We start from the raw sequence: 14,326 nt of genomic DNA on the forward strand, positions 1-14,326 counted from the left end.
GGGTCCTTAACTGTAACTATTATAGTTACATATATATTTCATACAGGAGTTGGGAAATGAGCAAGTCACTGAAGATCGCGCTGTTCGGCGCTACGGGCATGGTCGGTTCGCGCATCGCGGCGGAAGCGGCGCGGCGCGGCCATCAGGTGAGTGCGCTGGTGCGCCAGCCCGAGCGCGTCGCAGCGGGGCCGAACGTCCACGCCGCGAAAGCCGATCTGCTCGACGCCGCGAATGTAGCGGCAGCGGTGCGTGGCCATGACGTGGTCGCGAGCGCCTACGCACCGCCCATGAGCCAGCTCGACGATCTCCAGACGGCAAGCCGCGCGCTCGTCGAAGGGACGCGTGCCGCAGGTCTTACGCGCCTCGTGGTGGTGGGCGGCGCGGGCTCGCTCGAAGTCGCACCGGGTGTGCAACTGGTCGATACCGCAGGCTTCCCCGACGCCTATAAGCCGATCGCGCTGGCACACCGCGTCGCGCTGGACTATTACCGCACGGTGACGGATCTGGACTGGACCTTCTTCGCGCCTGCCGCGATGATCGCGCCGGGCGAGCGCACCGGCACGTTTCGCACGGGCGCCGGCGCCTTGATCGCCGACGCGCGCGGCGAAAGCCGCATCTCCGCCGAGGACTATGCCATCGCGTTCGTCGACGAACTGGAGCAGGGCCGCTTCATCCGCGAGATTGCAACCGTGGCGTATTGAACGGCGCCGGGGCGAGGCTCAGGGCTGCGCCGCGCTCCTGCGCGTTTTTACGCATACATGGCGCGTGCGCTTGCCGACTGCGGCTACACTGGAGCGTTCTGATCTTGCCCCTTCGTCATGACTTCACGTTCTGGACGGGACGATGCGGGCGCGTTGCCGTCCGCGTCGCTCGCTTTCCCCGCGATGCATCGCATGCATTGGCTTTGGCGTCACGCCTGTGCGCTATGCATGTGGCTTGCGCTTTGCCTCGCTGCGGGTTTGCCCACGCTGGCGCTGGCGGCAGGGCCCGTGGCCACGGCCGTGCCGGTGCTGCCCGCCCTGCAAAGTCTCATCACCGGTGCGCCCGCGAGCGCATCGGGCGCCTCGGCGGCGCAGGCCGCCTCCGCGCCATCGCCGGCTAGCCAGGCCGAGTTCACCCAGTCGCTGGACAGCGTGATCGCCACGCTCGATAACGATCGCCAGCGCAATGCGCTCGTCGCCCAACTCAAGAAGCTGCGCAACGTTTCCCAGAGCGTCGCGCCCGCGCCCGTGCCGGCCTCGGGCGCCACTGCGGCCACCTCGGGCCTGCTTGGCGCAATTGCCTCCGGTCTTGCCTCGGTCGAATCCGACGCGCGGCGCGGACGCACCCCCGTACACTACTGGGCCGGCCGTTTCAGCGCGGCGGGCGCGGAGTTTTATACGCTTGCTTCGGGCGGCGAGGGTGAGAGCCCGGCGCGCATCGTTTTCGACATGTTCGCGATGCTGGCGGGCTGGGGTGTGTGCGCTGCCGTGCTGCGCTGGCTCGAGCGGCGGCTCATGCGGCGCTTTTCGGTTCATACGGGCTTGCGACCCAATTCGACTACGCTCGAATTGATCGTCTTCGTGCTGCACAAGGTTGCGCCCTGGATCGGCGCGTTTGTTGTCGCGCTTGTGTTCGAGCGGGCGATGCCGCAGGCGCTCGGGCGCACGATAGGCGTCGTGATTGCCTATGCCATCGTCGCCGGCGCGTTGTTCTCGGCCATCTGCCTCATCATGTTTTCGCTGTTCGGCGCGGGGCATCGGCGCGCGGCCGTGCACGTGCTGATCCGCGATTCGCGGCGGCTGCTGTTTGCGATCGGCTTGCTCGCCGCGCTCGGCGATGCCGCCACCAACTTCGAAGTCGCGCACCAGCTCGGCGTGAGTCTCGCGGCGCTCGTTTCGATCATCTCCAACATGACGGCCGCGGTGCTCACGGCTGTGTTCGCGATCGCGTTCCGGCGTCCGGTCGCGCATCTCATCCGCAACCGCAGCTATACGCTGCGCCAGGATCACAAGGCGCTCACCGAAGTTTTAGACGTGCTCGCCACGCTCTGGCAACTGCCGATGCTGCTGCTCTCGGCCGCGTCTATCGTCGCGACGCTCGGCGGCTTCAGCAGCAGCGAGAACGTGCTGCAGATCTCCGTGGTCACGGCGCTGCTGCTCGTGCTCGCGTTCTTCCTCTCGGCTGTGATCATGCGCATCACGCGCCCCGATCTCTCTCGCGTGCGGCGCCGCTCGCCGTACCTGCGCCGCCTCCTGCGCTTCGCGGGCACGCTGCTCGTGCTGTTCGTGTGGCTCGCGTACTTCGAATCGTGCGCGCGTCTCTGGGACATATCGCTTGCGGCGATCATCGAGGCGAGCGTCGCCGCGCGTGGCATCGCGCATGCCATCTTCGCAATTCTCGTGACGGTGTTTCTCGCATGGCTCGTGTGGATCGTGCTCGACACTTCGATCCTCGAAGCGCTCAATCCGAGCGGGCCGCGCACCAAGGGCCGCGCGCCCAGCACGCGCGCGCGCACCATGTTGCCGCTCGTGCGCAACGCGCTGCTCGTGATGACTCTTTCGATTGCGGGCATCGTCATTGCCGCGAATCTCGGCATCAACGTCACACCGCTGCTGGCGGGGGCGGGCGTGATCGGTCTGGCGATCGGCTTTGGCGCGCAGTCGCTCGTGACCGATCTCATCACGGGCCTCTTCATCATCATCGAAGAGACTATCTCGGTGGGCGACTGGATCGATCTCGACAACGGCCATGCAGGCACGGTCGAGCATCTGTCGATTCGCACGGTGCGCCTGCGCGACGGGCAGGGCGCGATTCACGCGATTCCTTTTTCGCAGATCAAGATCGTGAAGAATCTCTCGCGCGACTTCGCCTTCGCGGTGTTCGAAGTGCGCGTGCCGTTTTCGGTCGATCTCGATACGGTCACGCGCATCATCCGCGAGACGGGTGCGGAGCTCGTCGCCGACTTCCGTTACCGGCGCGAGATTCTCGGCCCCGTGGAGGTCTTTGGCCTCGACCGTTTCGATCCGAACTGGATGGTCGTGAAAGGGCAGATCAAGACGCGTCCGCTACAGCAGTGGAGCGTGACGCGCGCGTTCAATGCGCGTCTGAAGCGTCACATGGACGAGGCTGGCATCCAGATTCCCGTGCCGCAAATGCAGGTGCATATGTCGTCGCGCAGCGGGGGCGATGCGATGCGCGCGGAGGATCTCGGGAATGCCGCGCACACGCACGCGGACACGTTGGCCAGCGGGGCGACGCGCGATGCCTCGCATGACCCGCGCCCGGCGCCGCCGCCCACGGCGGGGACCGAGGGGGCGCCGCCGCAGATTCCGACCACGGGTGGCGGGACGGGGCACAACTGACGGCAGGGATTGAGGCGGTTTGCCTGTGAGTGTGAACCGGCTATACGGCGTGGGCCAGAACTGTGGCGTCCTGCGTATGGGTTTCGGCGGCCAGGAGCGGCACGATATCGTTCACGTGGGTGGCGAACTGTTCTCCCGATACGCCATACACGTGTAGTGAAACGCACGTGCTGGCGCTTTCGTTCGAGAGCCGGTGAATGTTTGCGCGACCGCGTCCGCCAAAGCTGATGGCGCCCGCCGCGCGCGGGTGCGCACGCACCACGTCCGCGCCTTGGCGCACCTCGTCCCAGGCATAGAGCTTTTCGGTCAAGGTGCCTTCGAGCACCGCGTAGCCGCACCACGTGTGATGCGCGTGGATCGGGCTCGCCTGTCCCGGTTGCCAGACGAGCGAGGCGACGGCATAACGCCCGAGCGGATCGGCCGCGATCAGATGGCGCCGATACTTCTCGGCGCTGCCTTCGCGCTGCGCGGCCGTGACGAGCGCCGGGTCGGCCAGCGCCGCGGCCAGCGCGGCGCGTACACCGCGTGCGAACGCGCCGCTGCGCGATGGGTCGGGATCGGCGGGCGTGCCAGGCTCACCCGAAGCGCGACAAACGTCGAAAGCCGCATCGAGCGCGGCGCACAGGCGCGCCACGGCAGCCTCGTGTTCAGCCGCGCCAGCCGCGTTGACCATGCCGGAGGCGCGCATCGCTTGAAGCAGGAAGGGTTCGGATGGGGCGTTCATGGCGGGTCTCTTGTCGTCGTTCTCGATGTAAGAGTTATAGCCCCCGGCGTCTAGAAAGAGTTTCCATTCTTTATCGTCTCTGCGGCGTAAGATAGAAGAAATTTCTATCTTACGGGGAGGTGGGGAATGGATGTCATCGACAGAAAGCTGGTGGAGCTATTGCAGCAGGATGCGACCATGCCGGTCGCGGAGCTGGCCCAGCGCGTGAATCTTTCGCAGACTCCGTGCTGGAAGCGGGTGCAGCGGCTCAAGGAAACCGGTGTCATTCGCGCCCAGGTGGCGCTGTGCGATCCGAAGAAGCTGGGCGTGGGCACGACGGTGTTCGTCGCCGTGCGCACCAACCAGCACACTGAGGCGTGGGCACAGGCTTTCACGCGCGCGGTGCAGGAGATTCCCGAGATCGTCGAGGCGTATCGCATGAGCGGCGAAACCGACTATCTGTTGCGCGTGGTGGTCTCCGATATCGACGATTACGACCGCGTCTACAAGCAGTTGATTCGCGCCGTGGCGCTTTTCGACGTGAGCTCCAGCTTTGCGATGGAGCAGATCAAGTATTCGACGGCGCTGCCGGTGCGCGGCGTCTGAGTGCCTTCCTTGATGCCTTCCTGAGCGCGCTGTAATTTCTCCCGCAAGCCCTCTGCAAGGCAGGGCGGCGTAGAATGCGCGTTTCCTTTTTTATCTCCCAGGCAGGACACGATCCATGAACGAACCGCGCAAGAAGAATCCCACCTTTGGCGTTGGCGTGATGATAGTGGTGGTGGTGGTGATCGTGATCGGTACCGTGCTCTTCAATGCGCTGCGCGGCAAGCACGAGTACGAGGAGAGCGTTGGCGCGCAGACGACGAGTGCTCCCGCGAGCGCCGCCGCGCCGCCGGCAGCCAGCACGGCGCAGTGATGCATTGCCCGGCGCGCCGCTGGTGAGCGCCGGCGATATTCGATGCGGCAGCGACATGAGTTGTCGCTGCCGTTTTCATTCTTCCGGAAGCCGGATCACGCTTGCGTCCTTGCGAAGAATCCAGGACGCCGCAAGCATCTGCTTGCAGTGATGCGCGAGCAGCTTCACGTCCTGCGCGAATTCGCTCGCCAGGCCGGGCGAGCGCTCCGTTTCCACCACCATCGTGTCGAGTTCGCGCGTCATGCGCTTCGTGATTTCGATTTGATCGTCGGGGATCGGCGTGCCGGCTTCGGCGGCCACCAGGTTCTCGCGCACGCAGTTGAGCGCGTGTTCTAGCGCATCGAGTTGGGTGCCCGGCCCGGCCTTCGCTGTGTCGCGCAACAGCGGCGCCGTGGCCGTGATCTGCGAGGCCAGCACGTGACCGCGCACGAGCAGGTCGTTGAGTTCGGGAACGAACTTCTGCGCCGACTTTGGCTCGAGCATCATGCGCTGGAATGCCTGGCCGAGATTGGCGAACGCCACATGCACGTTCTTGCGTGCGAGCCGGTAGCGGAAGTCGCGTGCGAGCGCGGGGACGGCGGCGCCAGCCGAGGCCGATGGCGGCGGTTTCGTTGCGGCTTCTTCGGTTGCGGCTTCGACCACAACGTCGGCTTGCTCGCCGGCGGCCTGCGCCAGGTCGCGAGGCGTGTTCTGGGTCACAGTGTTCACCATCGGCGCACCGCTCGATACCGCCGCGAAGGCCGGCCCGCGTGGCGCCGCTTCGGCGGTCGGTGCCGCTCCCGCAAACGCCGGCTGCGCGCCGCGCGTGCGTCCACTCCACCACCAGCTCGCTTCCAGATAGCTGCGCGTCGCCGCGATCATGTCGTTCACGAGCTTGCCCATCAGTCGGTATTCCCAGTAGGGGAACAGATGGCTCGCGCCGACGGCGATCATGCAGCCCACGACGGTGTCGATCGCGCGCTCGCCGATGATGCGCATGTTCCCCGGCGCAAGCAGATGAAACATCAGCAGCACGTAGGCCGAGGTGAACACCACGCTCGCCGTGTAGTTGAAGAGCAGCAGGCTGTAGCTCATCACCATCGCCGCGAACATCGAGACGAGCAGCACGAGCGGCTGCTTCACGAGCAGGATGAGCGCGATGCTCGCCGCGCAGCCGATCAGCGTGCCGACGATACGCTGCGCGTTGCGCTGGCGCGTGAGCGAATAGCCGGGCTTGAGAATGATGATGCTCGTCATCACGATCCAGTAGGCGTTCGTGAGCGGCAACAGGCGCCCGAGCCAGAAGCCCACGGCCACGGCGATCGTCACGCGCAGCGCGTGGCGAAAGCTCGGCGAGGCCATCGTGAGATTCGAGAAGATCTGCAGGAAGGGCACGCGCCGGCTCGTCACGAAGCGCTCGAGCGCCTCGTCGATGCGCAGCTCTGTCTCGGTCGGCGGCGTGTCGTTCGCGAGGTCGCGGCGCATCCGGTCGATCAGGCGCGTCGCGCTCCAGATGCGACGGAACGAGGCCGAGACCGCCGCGTAGACCTCGGGGTCCGTCGCGGGCAGATCGCGCTTCTTGAGCAACTCGAGTTCATATTCGATTGCGCGCAACTCGGCTTTCACGTTGATGGCCGCGCGCGGTGCCTCGTTTTGCAGCGTGGCGAGGCCGATATCTTCGAGATCGGCGGCGGCCTTGCGGATCAGGTCGCGGTAGAACGCCAGCAGATCGGAGCCGCCGAAGGTGTTGCGAACGAGCGGGTAGTCGGTGTGCGCGCCCACGAACAACTCGTGCAGGTCGACCGTATTGATGAACAGGTTGAAGTGCATCGCGCGGCGCGCGTCGATCTTGCCGCTCTTGAGCTTGGGCAGGTTGCGCAGGACGATGTCGCGCGCGGCGTCCTGGCGTTCGACCGCGGCAATCTGCTTGGCGACGAGGTTGCGGTAGCACTCGTCGAGATCGTTGTCGAGGTCGAAGAACTGCGCGCGCGCAAGCAGATAGTCGGCGCATGCGAACACGCTTTCGGCGATCGCCTGCTGTTCGATGCGATCGAGCATCAGACGGCTCACGAGTGTGGACCAGCCCGTGTACCAGAGGCCGCCCAGCAGGATCCACGACGCGTTGACGAGCGCCTGGTGCGGCGTGAAATGGTCTTCGAGCGTCATCACCATCATGAACAGCGTGGCGAAGCTGATCTGCGGCCAGCGGTTGCCGTAGACGACGATCAGCGAGAGCGCGAAGGTGAGCGGCACGACGGTGGCCCACAGCGCGATCGGGCTGAAGGTGGCGAGTCCGGTTGCATACGCGGAGAGAAAGCCGATCGCGCTGCACGCGAGCATCTCGTTGCGCTTGTATTTGAGCGGGCCCGGCATGTCGACGACGCAGGCGCCGAGCGCGCCGGTCGAGATCGTGAAACCGAGATCGCTCTTGTCGAACACGAACAGGCACAGGATGGCCGGAAGCGAGATGCCGACTGCGATGCGCAGGCCGCCGTAGAAATACTGGCTGTAAAGGAACTTCCTGATTTCTACGGAGTAGCGCATCGACTGCCGGAGGTGTTCGGGTGCGGACGGTGCGCCGCGGACTGTGGCGCTGAGTTTAAATGATTTCGGGCGCGATCTGTCCGTCTCTGTATTGCGGCGGGGCGGCCCGTGCGGGCGGGCTGCGCGTCAGTCAATCCGCGCCCAGCGTGGAGGCGTCGCCGAGCAGCCCGCGCGTGCCGCGGATGCGCCGCATGCGCGTGCGATACCAGAAGGTCCAGGCGAGCAGCGCGCTGAATATGCCATAGCCGATTATCGGCAAGACGATCAGGACGCGCTCGATCGGCCAGGTGGCGGCGAGGTACGTGCGCAGGGCGGCATCGGCCATGAGTCCGGCGCCCCAGACGACGGTGAGCAGACGCATGGCGCTCACGAAACCGCGGTTTTCGTTCCACAGCAGTTCGAGCCGCGCGGGGCCATCGCCCGTTTCGCGCGCAACCGTGGCGCGCGCCAGGTAGAACACCAGCGGGCGCTTTGCCAGCAGCGAGAACAGAAACGCGGCGCCGATCGCGCCCGAGGCGAAGCTTTCGCGCATCAGCAGCATGCGTGTGCTGCCGCCGAACGCCATGGCGACGAGCGAGAGCACGATGCCGAGCAGGATGACTGCCGAAAGCGCGTCGACGCGCCGGAAGCGCACGAGTTCGACGATGCTCCAGGCAAGCGGCGGAATGGCCGAGGCGATGAGGCCGCCGAACTCGCCCCAGTGCGGTTGGGCGAGTCGGTAGGCGACCCACGGCAGCAACAGGTTGACGGCCAGTTCGGCAACGAATGCTGGACGCAGCTTCATGCGAGGTGCGCTCCAGAAAGGGATGAAGAAAGTATGAGCCGAGGGCAGGCTATCGGCAAACGGCCTGCGATGGCCCATGATACGCGCGTATGCATATCGTGTGCCCGAGCTTCGGTGGCCGGGGTCGCGCTCGCGGGTCTTGCTGCAAGTCGGGCGCCGCACGTCGTCATGCATCTCCACGTGCCGCCTTATGCGACACTGCGAATCTTGGCCCAACCAGTCACAACCCGGCCGCCTTACTCCTGCATTTTTCGTCCATCATGATTGCCCGTCCGCCTGTTCCGCTACACGAAGTCGAGCTTTTTGCCGTTCGCGCTCAGGGTGCGGGCGGGCAGAACGTCAACAAGGTGTCGAGTGCGATTCATCTGCGCTTCGACATTCGCGCATCGTCGCTGCCCGAGGTGCTCAAGATGCGCCTGCTCGCACTCGCCGATCGGCGTATCTCGCACGAGGGCGTGGTCGTCATCAAGTCTCAGGAATACCGCACGCAGGAGCAGAATCGCGCCGCCGCGCTTGAGCGTCTCGAGGCGCTGATCGACAGCGTGAGCGTGATGAGAAAGGCGCGCGTGGCCACCCGGCCCACGCGTGCGTCGAAGCTGCGCCGCCTCGATAGCAAGATGCGCAAGGGAGAAGTGAAAGCGGGGCGGCGCCGCGTGCTCGAATGAAGCGACTGAGGTGACGGAGGTGGCTGATGTGACCGCGCCGTGCGCTCAAGCCTGTGCTGGGTCCGGCGGCGGTTCGCGCAGGGTCAGAGCCGGCGGGAAATCGGCGCACAACACGTGTGTCTCGCCCGCGTAGTCGAGCGCAATGGCGGCGGTGTAGCACAGCGCGCCATCATGAAGCGAGTAGTGTGGGCCCATCACGGTCACGCGTCCGGGTGCGGCAAGCGCGCGCCGGAAGTATTCGCGGCGCGACCAGTTGCTGTGGATGTCGGGATAGAGCGGCGCGAGCCGGGCGGGCGGCCCGAGGCCCGGCGCGGCGATCGACGGCGCATGCTGCTCGCCCTGGTCATTTGCCGCGAAGACGCGCAGCGCACCGGCGTGCTCGAAAATCGCCGTCGCTGCCGCTTCGAGCGTACCTCCCGCAGTCAGCACGCGCGCTCCGTGCAGCATGACGCGCGTAACCTCGCCAAGATCGACCTGCTCGTGCAACTGGCTGTGGCGCTGATAGTCGGCGAAGCGCTGCCACATCGTTTGCGCGAGCGCGGGCGCAGCGGCGCTGGCCTCACGCACCACAGCATGCGGCTGACCGAACCAGAAGCCCTGCACGAGATCGATGTCCGCCTCCATCAACACCATCAGTTCGTTTTCGGTTTCGACACCTTCGGCAAGCACCATCGCGCCCGCATGATGAAGGATCGAAACGAGACTGGCGATGAACGAAACATGGCTCTCGCCGTTGGCTGCGCGCTGCACGAGCGAGCGGTCGAGCTTGACGATGTCGGGACGGTAGCGCCAGACGCGGTCGAAGTTCGAAAACCCCGAGCCAAAGTCGTCGAGCGCCACGAGAAAGTCGCGTCCGCCCGGCGGCGGGCGGGCTTCCAGAAACGATGCCGGTTCGTCGCCGGCGCGCTGCTCGAGCACTTCGATCACCACGCGCTCGTGCGGGAACGCGAAGTGGCGGCATAGCGCGTCGATGGCGGCTTGCGTTGGCCAGTCGCCGGGCGTGGGGCGCGGCAGCGAGTTCAGAAAGAGCCAGCCCGAAGCGACACCCTGTGCGGTGAAGTTGGCGAGATGGAGGCAACGCGCGAGTTCGTCGAGTTCGCGCGCGGCTTCAGGCGTCGCGCGCGCGAATAGTGCGGTGGGTCCGGTGCTGGCGTGCTCGGCGCCGACGATGCGTAACAACGCTTCGTAGCCGACCACGCGTTGATGCGTGATCGAGAGCACAGGTTGGAAAGCGCTTTCGAGCAGCGTCGAGCGCCAGCGCGCCCGAAAGCGCCCGTCATGCGGTTCCAGGTGCCTGAGCAGCGTGGCGAGCGATGCCTGCGTATTCGACATGACGCTGGAGCGCGCCTCACGGCGCTTGATTGAAGTCACTGACGGGTTGCACCAGGCAAAGCGGTGCCTGGGCAGTACGCTTTACCGCCAGTGTACGGAGTATCGGCAAATTATGCTTGCCAGGCTGTCGAGCCGCGTCGTGGGGCTGCGGGGGGAGAGCGGCCGATGCTCGATGGCGGGCTCGTTGCGCGGCTTGGGAGCCGCGCGATTCTCACTCAATGCGTTACTCTGATGAGCAATTAGTGAGCCGTGCCGGGCACATCGAGGATCAGGATGATGGTCCAGTCGGCATCGCCCTCGTGGTGATATTGGCGTTCGGCGACGATGAACGGCTGTTGCTTGCCCTGCGGGCCGAGGAACAGGACGTCGCCTTCCATCGGCAGGCATTCGATGGGGGGCAGCGCAAGAAAGGCGTCGCCGTCTTTGCTGCGCGGCATCAGCTTTTCGATCTTGCGGGATGCCGCTTCAGTCCATTCGATGTCGAGCTGGATGTTACTCATGAATGTTTCTCCGCGCGAGTCGCGCACAAACAGGTGGTGGATTCCGGGGTGCGCGACTTTAGCATACCGCGCGAGGCGACTTGCGGGTGCACGGGCTCCTCGGTGTCAGGCACGGACAAGAAAAAAGCCGATGCCAGGGGACTGGCATCGGCTTGTTCGGCATGGCGCAGTGCAGGTGTTGCTATGCAATACGGCGCCGCAATGTTGAGCAGGCTCACCGAGGTCGGCCGTGAAAACGGTGACGAGCGCATGCGCGCCGCGCCCGCCCTGCACGGCCACGAGTGCAGACGAGCAAACTTTACTGCGCAGCCTTGGCCGGAGCCTTGTGATGGCTGCTGCCTTTCTTGTGATGCTTTGCGGGCATCGGGGCCGGTGCCTCCGCGGCAGCCTGCTGGCGCGTCTGCAGATCTTGCGCACGCTGCTCGACGTCGGCGGCCTTGGCCGGATCAGTGCTCATGGTGACGCCATTTTCCGTTTGCGCATACGCAGCGCCCGTGAGGGCGGAAAGCGAAATCAGGACTGCGAGGGACACTTTTTTCATCACTAACCTCCGAAGGAGCGGTTTATGGACCCAGCCTGTGCCTGCTCAAGCAGGATTGGCATGCCATTCTAACGATCGAATACTCGTTCCAGATGACATCGCATAAGGCGTGCGCGTGCCTGTTACACATCTTTACATATCCCGGTGGATCTTGTCGCGTGTTAGTCATCGCCCGTGCATTTGGGCGTGTGATCTAGAACCAGCCGAGCATCCTGTACACATGGAACTGCGCAATGCCGATCAGTTCGTGCAACGCCGTTTCGGTGTCGCGCAGATTGGCTCGACGCGGCCACATGCCGGTGCGCACGTGGCGCACGTCGGATACCGCCGGCACGGGATTCATTTGAAAGCGATGGAAATCCAGCATCGCGCGCGGCATGTGGTAAGCCGAGGTTACGACGAAGAGCGTATCCGCGCGCTGGGCGTGCACGATCGGCGCAACGTTGCGCGCGTTCTCCCAGGTCGTGAGGCTGCGGTTCTCCAGCACGAGGTCGCTTTTCGCGATACCCGCTCGCAATAGCAACGGGGCGTAGGTATCGGCTTCGCTGGCGGCGTGATGCTGCGGGTTGCCGCCGCTCACGATCACCTTGCACACGCCGCCGGCCGCGAGGCAGCGTGCTTGCAGCGCGGCGGCCATCGCAATGCGCGCGTAGACGTCGGGCTTGGGCACGAGCGTGCCGTCGGCGCGTTCGTTTGTGCCGCCGCCTAGCATGACGATGGCCGTGCGTGCGCCGAAAGCGGAAGCGGGTGTCGTTGCCGGAACATAGGGAGTGCGATAGTTCGGGGGCTGGGCAAGATCGACTAGCGGTTTGGCCAGCCACCCCGATCCGAGCAGCCAGAAAAGGATGACGGCGATGACCGCGATGGGCCGCCGCGCGCCACGCCACAGCATGAACAGCGCAAAAAATAGCGCGAATAATCCGAATAGAATCAAGTTGAATGAGGTACCGTATTGTTTTCGGGATGATTCGTGTCGAGCGCAAAGGCGCCACATGTTCTCGGGGCCCCGAATAACCTGCAGTCCTTGCCACGGCGCTGGGGTACGGCAGGGCGCGTGGCCGCGCATTGTGCAGCCGTTGCAGCCCTCGCCGGCATTGCGCCGCAGCAGGCGGGATGGCCGCAGGACTGCATTTTAAGAAAGAAGTGAGATGACCACGTATTCCAACGAAGCAGTACTCGAAGCGTTGCGGCGGGTTCAGTATCGACAGGTCCCGTGGGCGCGACGCCCGGAAGTCTTTCAATACCTGCGCAACCTGGGGTTCATGGACACCGTCAGGCAGCGCACCGTTGCTCCTGCCCCTGGCTTTCACGCGCCGGTCGATATCGCTGTGCTGACCGAGCGCGGCCGCGCCGAATTCGCGCGTCTCTCCCGTGACGAACGCTCCCTGAACTGGACCGAGCAGCGCATGGCCGACTATGTGGCCGATGCGGTCGTGCAGTCTTCCGACGAAGCCGGCCAGGCCGACTGATAGACGCACTTCAAAAAAAAGCCCGTATCGAAAGATACGGGCTTACCGGAATTACTGCTGCCACGCTGTGCTTAATGGCAATGAGTAGACCGGCTTCGGGCGCGGTGGTTCCATCATCTTCACGACGATATTTACGATGTTATCGACGACGCGGGAATCACGCCCGGATGCGTGATCTGTGCGGCTATGGGTTGCGCGACGTGTCCGGGCGATCCGGGCGAGGCGCTGCGCTGCGGCGCGCGTTATCGGCGATGTCGCCACGCAGATTGCCGCGCGGAACCGCTTGCGCCGAGGCATTGGCGCGAGGGTTCTCGGCAAGTCCCCACGAATGCGTGCCGGTGCGCGCCATGGATACATGCGGCGCGCCAGTGCGCGGTGGCTTGGCCGTGGCGTCAGGTGTCAGCCAGGACGCGAGCGAGGGCGAAAGTGACAGAAGCGCAAGGAGTGCCAAGGCGCAGAACGAAACCATGAAGCCCCGGTCGTGGAGAGTCATGGATTTCATGGGGACCTCCCGTCGTTACGGGTAGTTGACGTTTATAGACATGCCTCTAAGCTAATGTTCCCTGCGAAAGCACGCTGTAAATATTAGTAATTAGATGTTTCGCGCACATCGATCCCGGCGTTGCACGGCCAGGTTCGGCTCGGCCAGGTTCGGCCTGGGCCAAGGCGGTCGCGAAGACGCAATGTCGAATCTCGGGTGGCGAGTGCACACTGCAGTGGACGCATCGCGCGAAAGGCGTGCGAGGGTAGCCGGCAGAGCTTGCCGGCTGGGGATGTCACACAAGGGGGCCGCGGCGTGCGCCGCGGAGGTCCGATGCCGGGCTGTGCAGCACCCGGCGGGAAAGTTCGAGAAAAGCGCTGATCTCGTGCTTGTGCCGCACAGGCTCAAGCCATCTTGACAGGCGCGCGCCACGACTCAGGGTTAGTCCAGAATGCGCCGCGCAGACGGTCGCGGCTCGGCGGCGCGGGCGGTTTCGTGGCCGTCGCGCCAATGCGTCCGCGCAGCGAGATTTCGCGGCCGCTCGTGCCCAGACGCTTCACGATTTCGGCGAGCGTGCCGTCGGCTTGCCATTCGTCGAAGCGGCGTCGGCAGGTGGGCGGCGAGGGGTAGCGGCCCGGCAGCTTGGACCAGCCTTCACCCGTCGAAAGCACCCAGAGCACTGCATTGACCACAGCACGCGCTTCGACGCGAGGCCGTCCGCGCCGCTCGCTCCGTGCGGGTTCCGCGCAGAACAACACCTCGACCAGCGCCCACTCGTTGTCTCTCAAATCGTCGAACAGCATCATGTATCACCTCAGCGAAGCTATCTTCGGTGCGCTGCCCCGCGCTGCGCACTCTTCATGTACTTCCGGCCGGCTGGCGGAGTACCAGGCGGAATCGTTTTAGACGGACCAGTCTCGAAAAGCCGTGGACCGTCCTGCGATCCTGCACGTGCCTTAAAGCGAGAAGCGTGCCAGCTCGCACGTTTTTGTCTCGAAGCCGCGTGGTATCAAGCCCGCGCGGGTGCTTGCCAGGGCCGTATGAGACTCGAAAACGCATCAACGGGAA

The 14,326-nt window shown here is 64.9% G+C and carries 14 protein-coding genes and 1 pseudogene; 6 read left to right on the top strand and 9 right to left on the bottom strand.

The annotated features are described in order from the left end of the window. Positions 1 to 56 precede the first annotated feature (56 nt). Together HV773_RS03360 and HV773_RS03365 are read left to right on the top strand one after the other, a co-directional pair. Complete coding sequence (locus HV773_RS03360; protein WP_129562253.1) at positions 57 to 701, top strand: NAD(P)-dependent oxidoreductase; 645 nt, start codon at positions 57 to 59, stop codon at positions 699 to 701. Positions 702 to 818: 117 nt separating this feature from the next. Further along, entirely contained in the window at positions 819 to 3,344 is a 2,526-nt protein-coding gene (locus tag HV773_RS03365; protein ID WP_129562252.1) for a mechanosensitive ion channel family protein, read from the top strand. A 40-nt stretch (positions 3,345 to 3,384) separates the two neighbouring features. Here HV773_RS03365 and HV773_RS03370 read toward each other — a convergent pair whose 3' ends face one another. After that, positions 3,385 to 4,032, bottom strand: coding sequence for a cysteine dioxygenase family protein (locus HV773_RS03370; protein WP_129563345.1), 648 nt, complete (start codon positions 4,030 to 4,032; stop codon positions 3,385 to 3,387). 162 nt (positions 4,033 to 4,194) lie between these two features. Here HV773_RS03370 and HV773_RS03375 point away from each other — a divergent pair, with 162 nt between their 5' ends. After that, positions 4,195 to 4,653, top strand: coding sequence for an Lrp/AsnC family transcriptional regulator (locus HV773_RS03375; protein WP_129562251.1), 459 nt, complete (start codon positions 4,195 to 4,197; stop codon positions 4,651 to 4,653). 115 nt (positions 4,654 to 4,768) lie between these two features. Then, a complete protein-coding gene (locus HV773_RS03380) occupies positions 4,769 to 4,963 on the top strand; it encodes a hypothetical protein (RefSeq protein ID WP_129562250.1) in 195 nt (64 codons plus the stop codon). Between the two features lie 75 nt (positions 4,964 to 5,038). Here HV773_RS03380 and HV773_RS03385 read toward each other — a convergent pair whose 3' ends face one another. Both HV773_RS03385 and HV773_RS03390 read right to left on the bottom strand, forming a co-directional pair. Continuing rightward, positions 5,039 to 7,486 carry an FUSC family protein gene (locus HV773_RS03385; protein ID WP_129562249.1) on the bottom strand — a complete coding sequence of 816 codons (2,448 nt, stop codon included), beginning with the start codon at positions 7,484 to 7,486 and terminating at the stop codon, positions 5,039 to 5,041. 130 nt (positions 7,487 to 7,616) lie between these two features. After that, on the bottom strand, positions 7,617 to 8,270 hold the full coding sequence (locus HV773_RS03390) for a VC0807 family protein (protein ID WP_129562248.1): 654 nt from the start codon (positions 8,268 to 8,270) through the stop codon (positions 7,617 to 7,619). 260 nt (positions 8,271 to 8,530) lie between these two features. Between HV773_RS03390 and arfB the strand changes: the two genes are divergently transcribed. Further along, positions 8,531 to 8,935 (top strand): alternative ribosome rescue aminoacyl-tRNA hydrolase ArfB, encoded by a 405-nt coding sequence (arfB, locus tag HV773_RS03395; RefSeq protein ID WP_129562247.1) that lies wholly within the window; start codon positions 8,531 to 8,533, stop codon positions 8,933 to 8,935. A gap of 45 nt (positions 8,936 to 8,980) precedes the next feature. Here the strand turns inward: arfB and HV773_RS03400 are convergent, their stop codons facing one another. From HV773_RS03400 to HV773_RS03415, 4 genes are all read right to left on the bottom strand, one after another. Next, positions 8,981 to 10,267 (bottom strand): EAL domain-containing protein, encoded by a 1,287-nt coding sequence (locus HV773_RS03400; protein WP_129562246.1) that lies wholly within the window; start codon positions 10,265 to 10,267, stop codon positions 8,981 to 8,983. A 239-nt stretch (positions 10,268 to 10,506) separates the two neighbouring features. After that, the gene (locus tag HV773_RS03405) at positions 10,507 to 10,767 is read right to left on the bottom strand and encodes a hypothetical protein (RefSeq protein WP_035525906.1); all 261 of its coding nucleotides are present in this window, start codon (positions 10,765 to 10,767) and stop codon (positions 10,507 to 10,509) included. Positions 10,768 to 11,065: 298 nt separating this feature from the next. After that, positions 11,066 to 11,308, bottom strand: coding sequence for a hypothetical protein (locus HV773_RS03410; RefSeq protein ID WP_129562245.1), 243 nt, complete (start codon positions 11,306 to 11,308; stop codon positions 11,066 to 11,068). A gap of 193 nt (positions 11,309 to 11,501) precedes the next feature. Further along, the gene (locus HV773_RS03415) at positions 11,502 to 12,200 is read right to left on the bottom strand and encodes a YdcF family protein (protein WP_129562244.1); all 699 of its coding nucleotides are present in this window, start codon (positions 12,198 to 12,200) and stop codon (positions 11,502 to 11,504) included. Between the two features lie 256 nt (positions 12,201 to 12,456). Here HV773_RS03415 and HV773_RS03420 point away from each other — a divergent pair, with 256 nt between their 5' ends. Continuing rightward, positions 12,457 to 12,777 carry a hypothetical protein gene (locus HV773_RS03420; RefSeq protein ID WP_129562243.1) on the top strand — a complete coding sequence of 107 codons (321 nt, stop codon included), beginning with the start codon at positions 12,457 to 12,459 and terminating at the stop codon, positions 12,775 to 12,777. 184 nt (positions 12,778 to 12,961) lie between these two features. On the opposite strand, the gene HV773_RS03425 is transcribed toward HV773_RS03420, so the two are convergent. Together HV773_RS03425 and HV773_RS03430 are read right to left on the bottom strand one after the other, a co-directional pair. Further along, positions 12,962 to 13,279 carry a hypothetical protein gene (locus HV773_RS03425; RefSeq protein WP_129562242.1) on the bottom strand — a complete coding sequence of 106 codons (318 nt, stop codon included), beginning with the start codon at positions 13,277 to 13,279 and terminating at the stop codon, positions 12,962 to 12,964. A 386-nt stretch (positions 13,280 to 13,665) separates the two neighbouring features. Then, positions 13,666 to 14,061, bottom strand: a pseudogene (locus tag HV773_RS03430) (transposase); the annotation flags it as partial. Between the last annotated feature and the right edge of the window lie 265 nt (positions 14,062 to 14,326).

This window comes from Paraburkholderia caffeinitolerans, from assembly GCF_902859945.1.
Lineage (GTDB): Bacteria > Pseudomonadota > Gammaproteobacteria > Burkholderiales > Burkholderiaceae > Paraburkholderia > Paraburkholderia caffeinitolerans.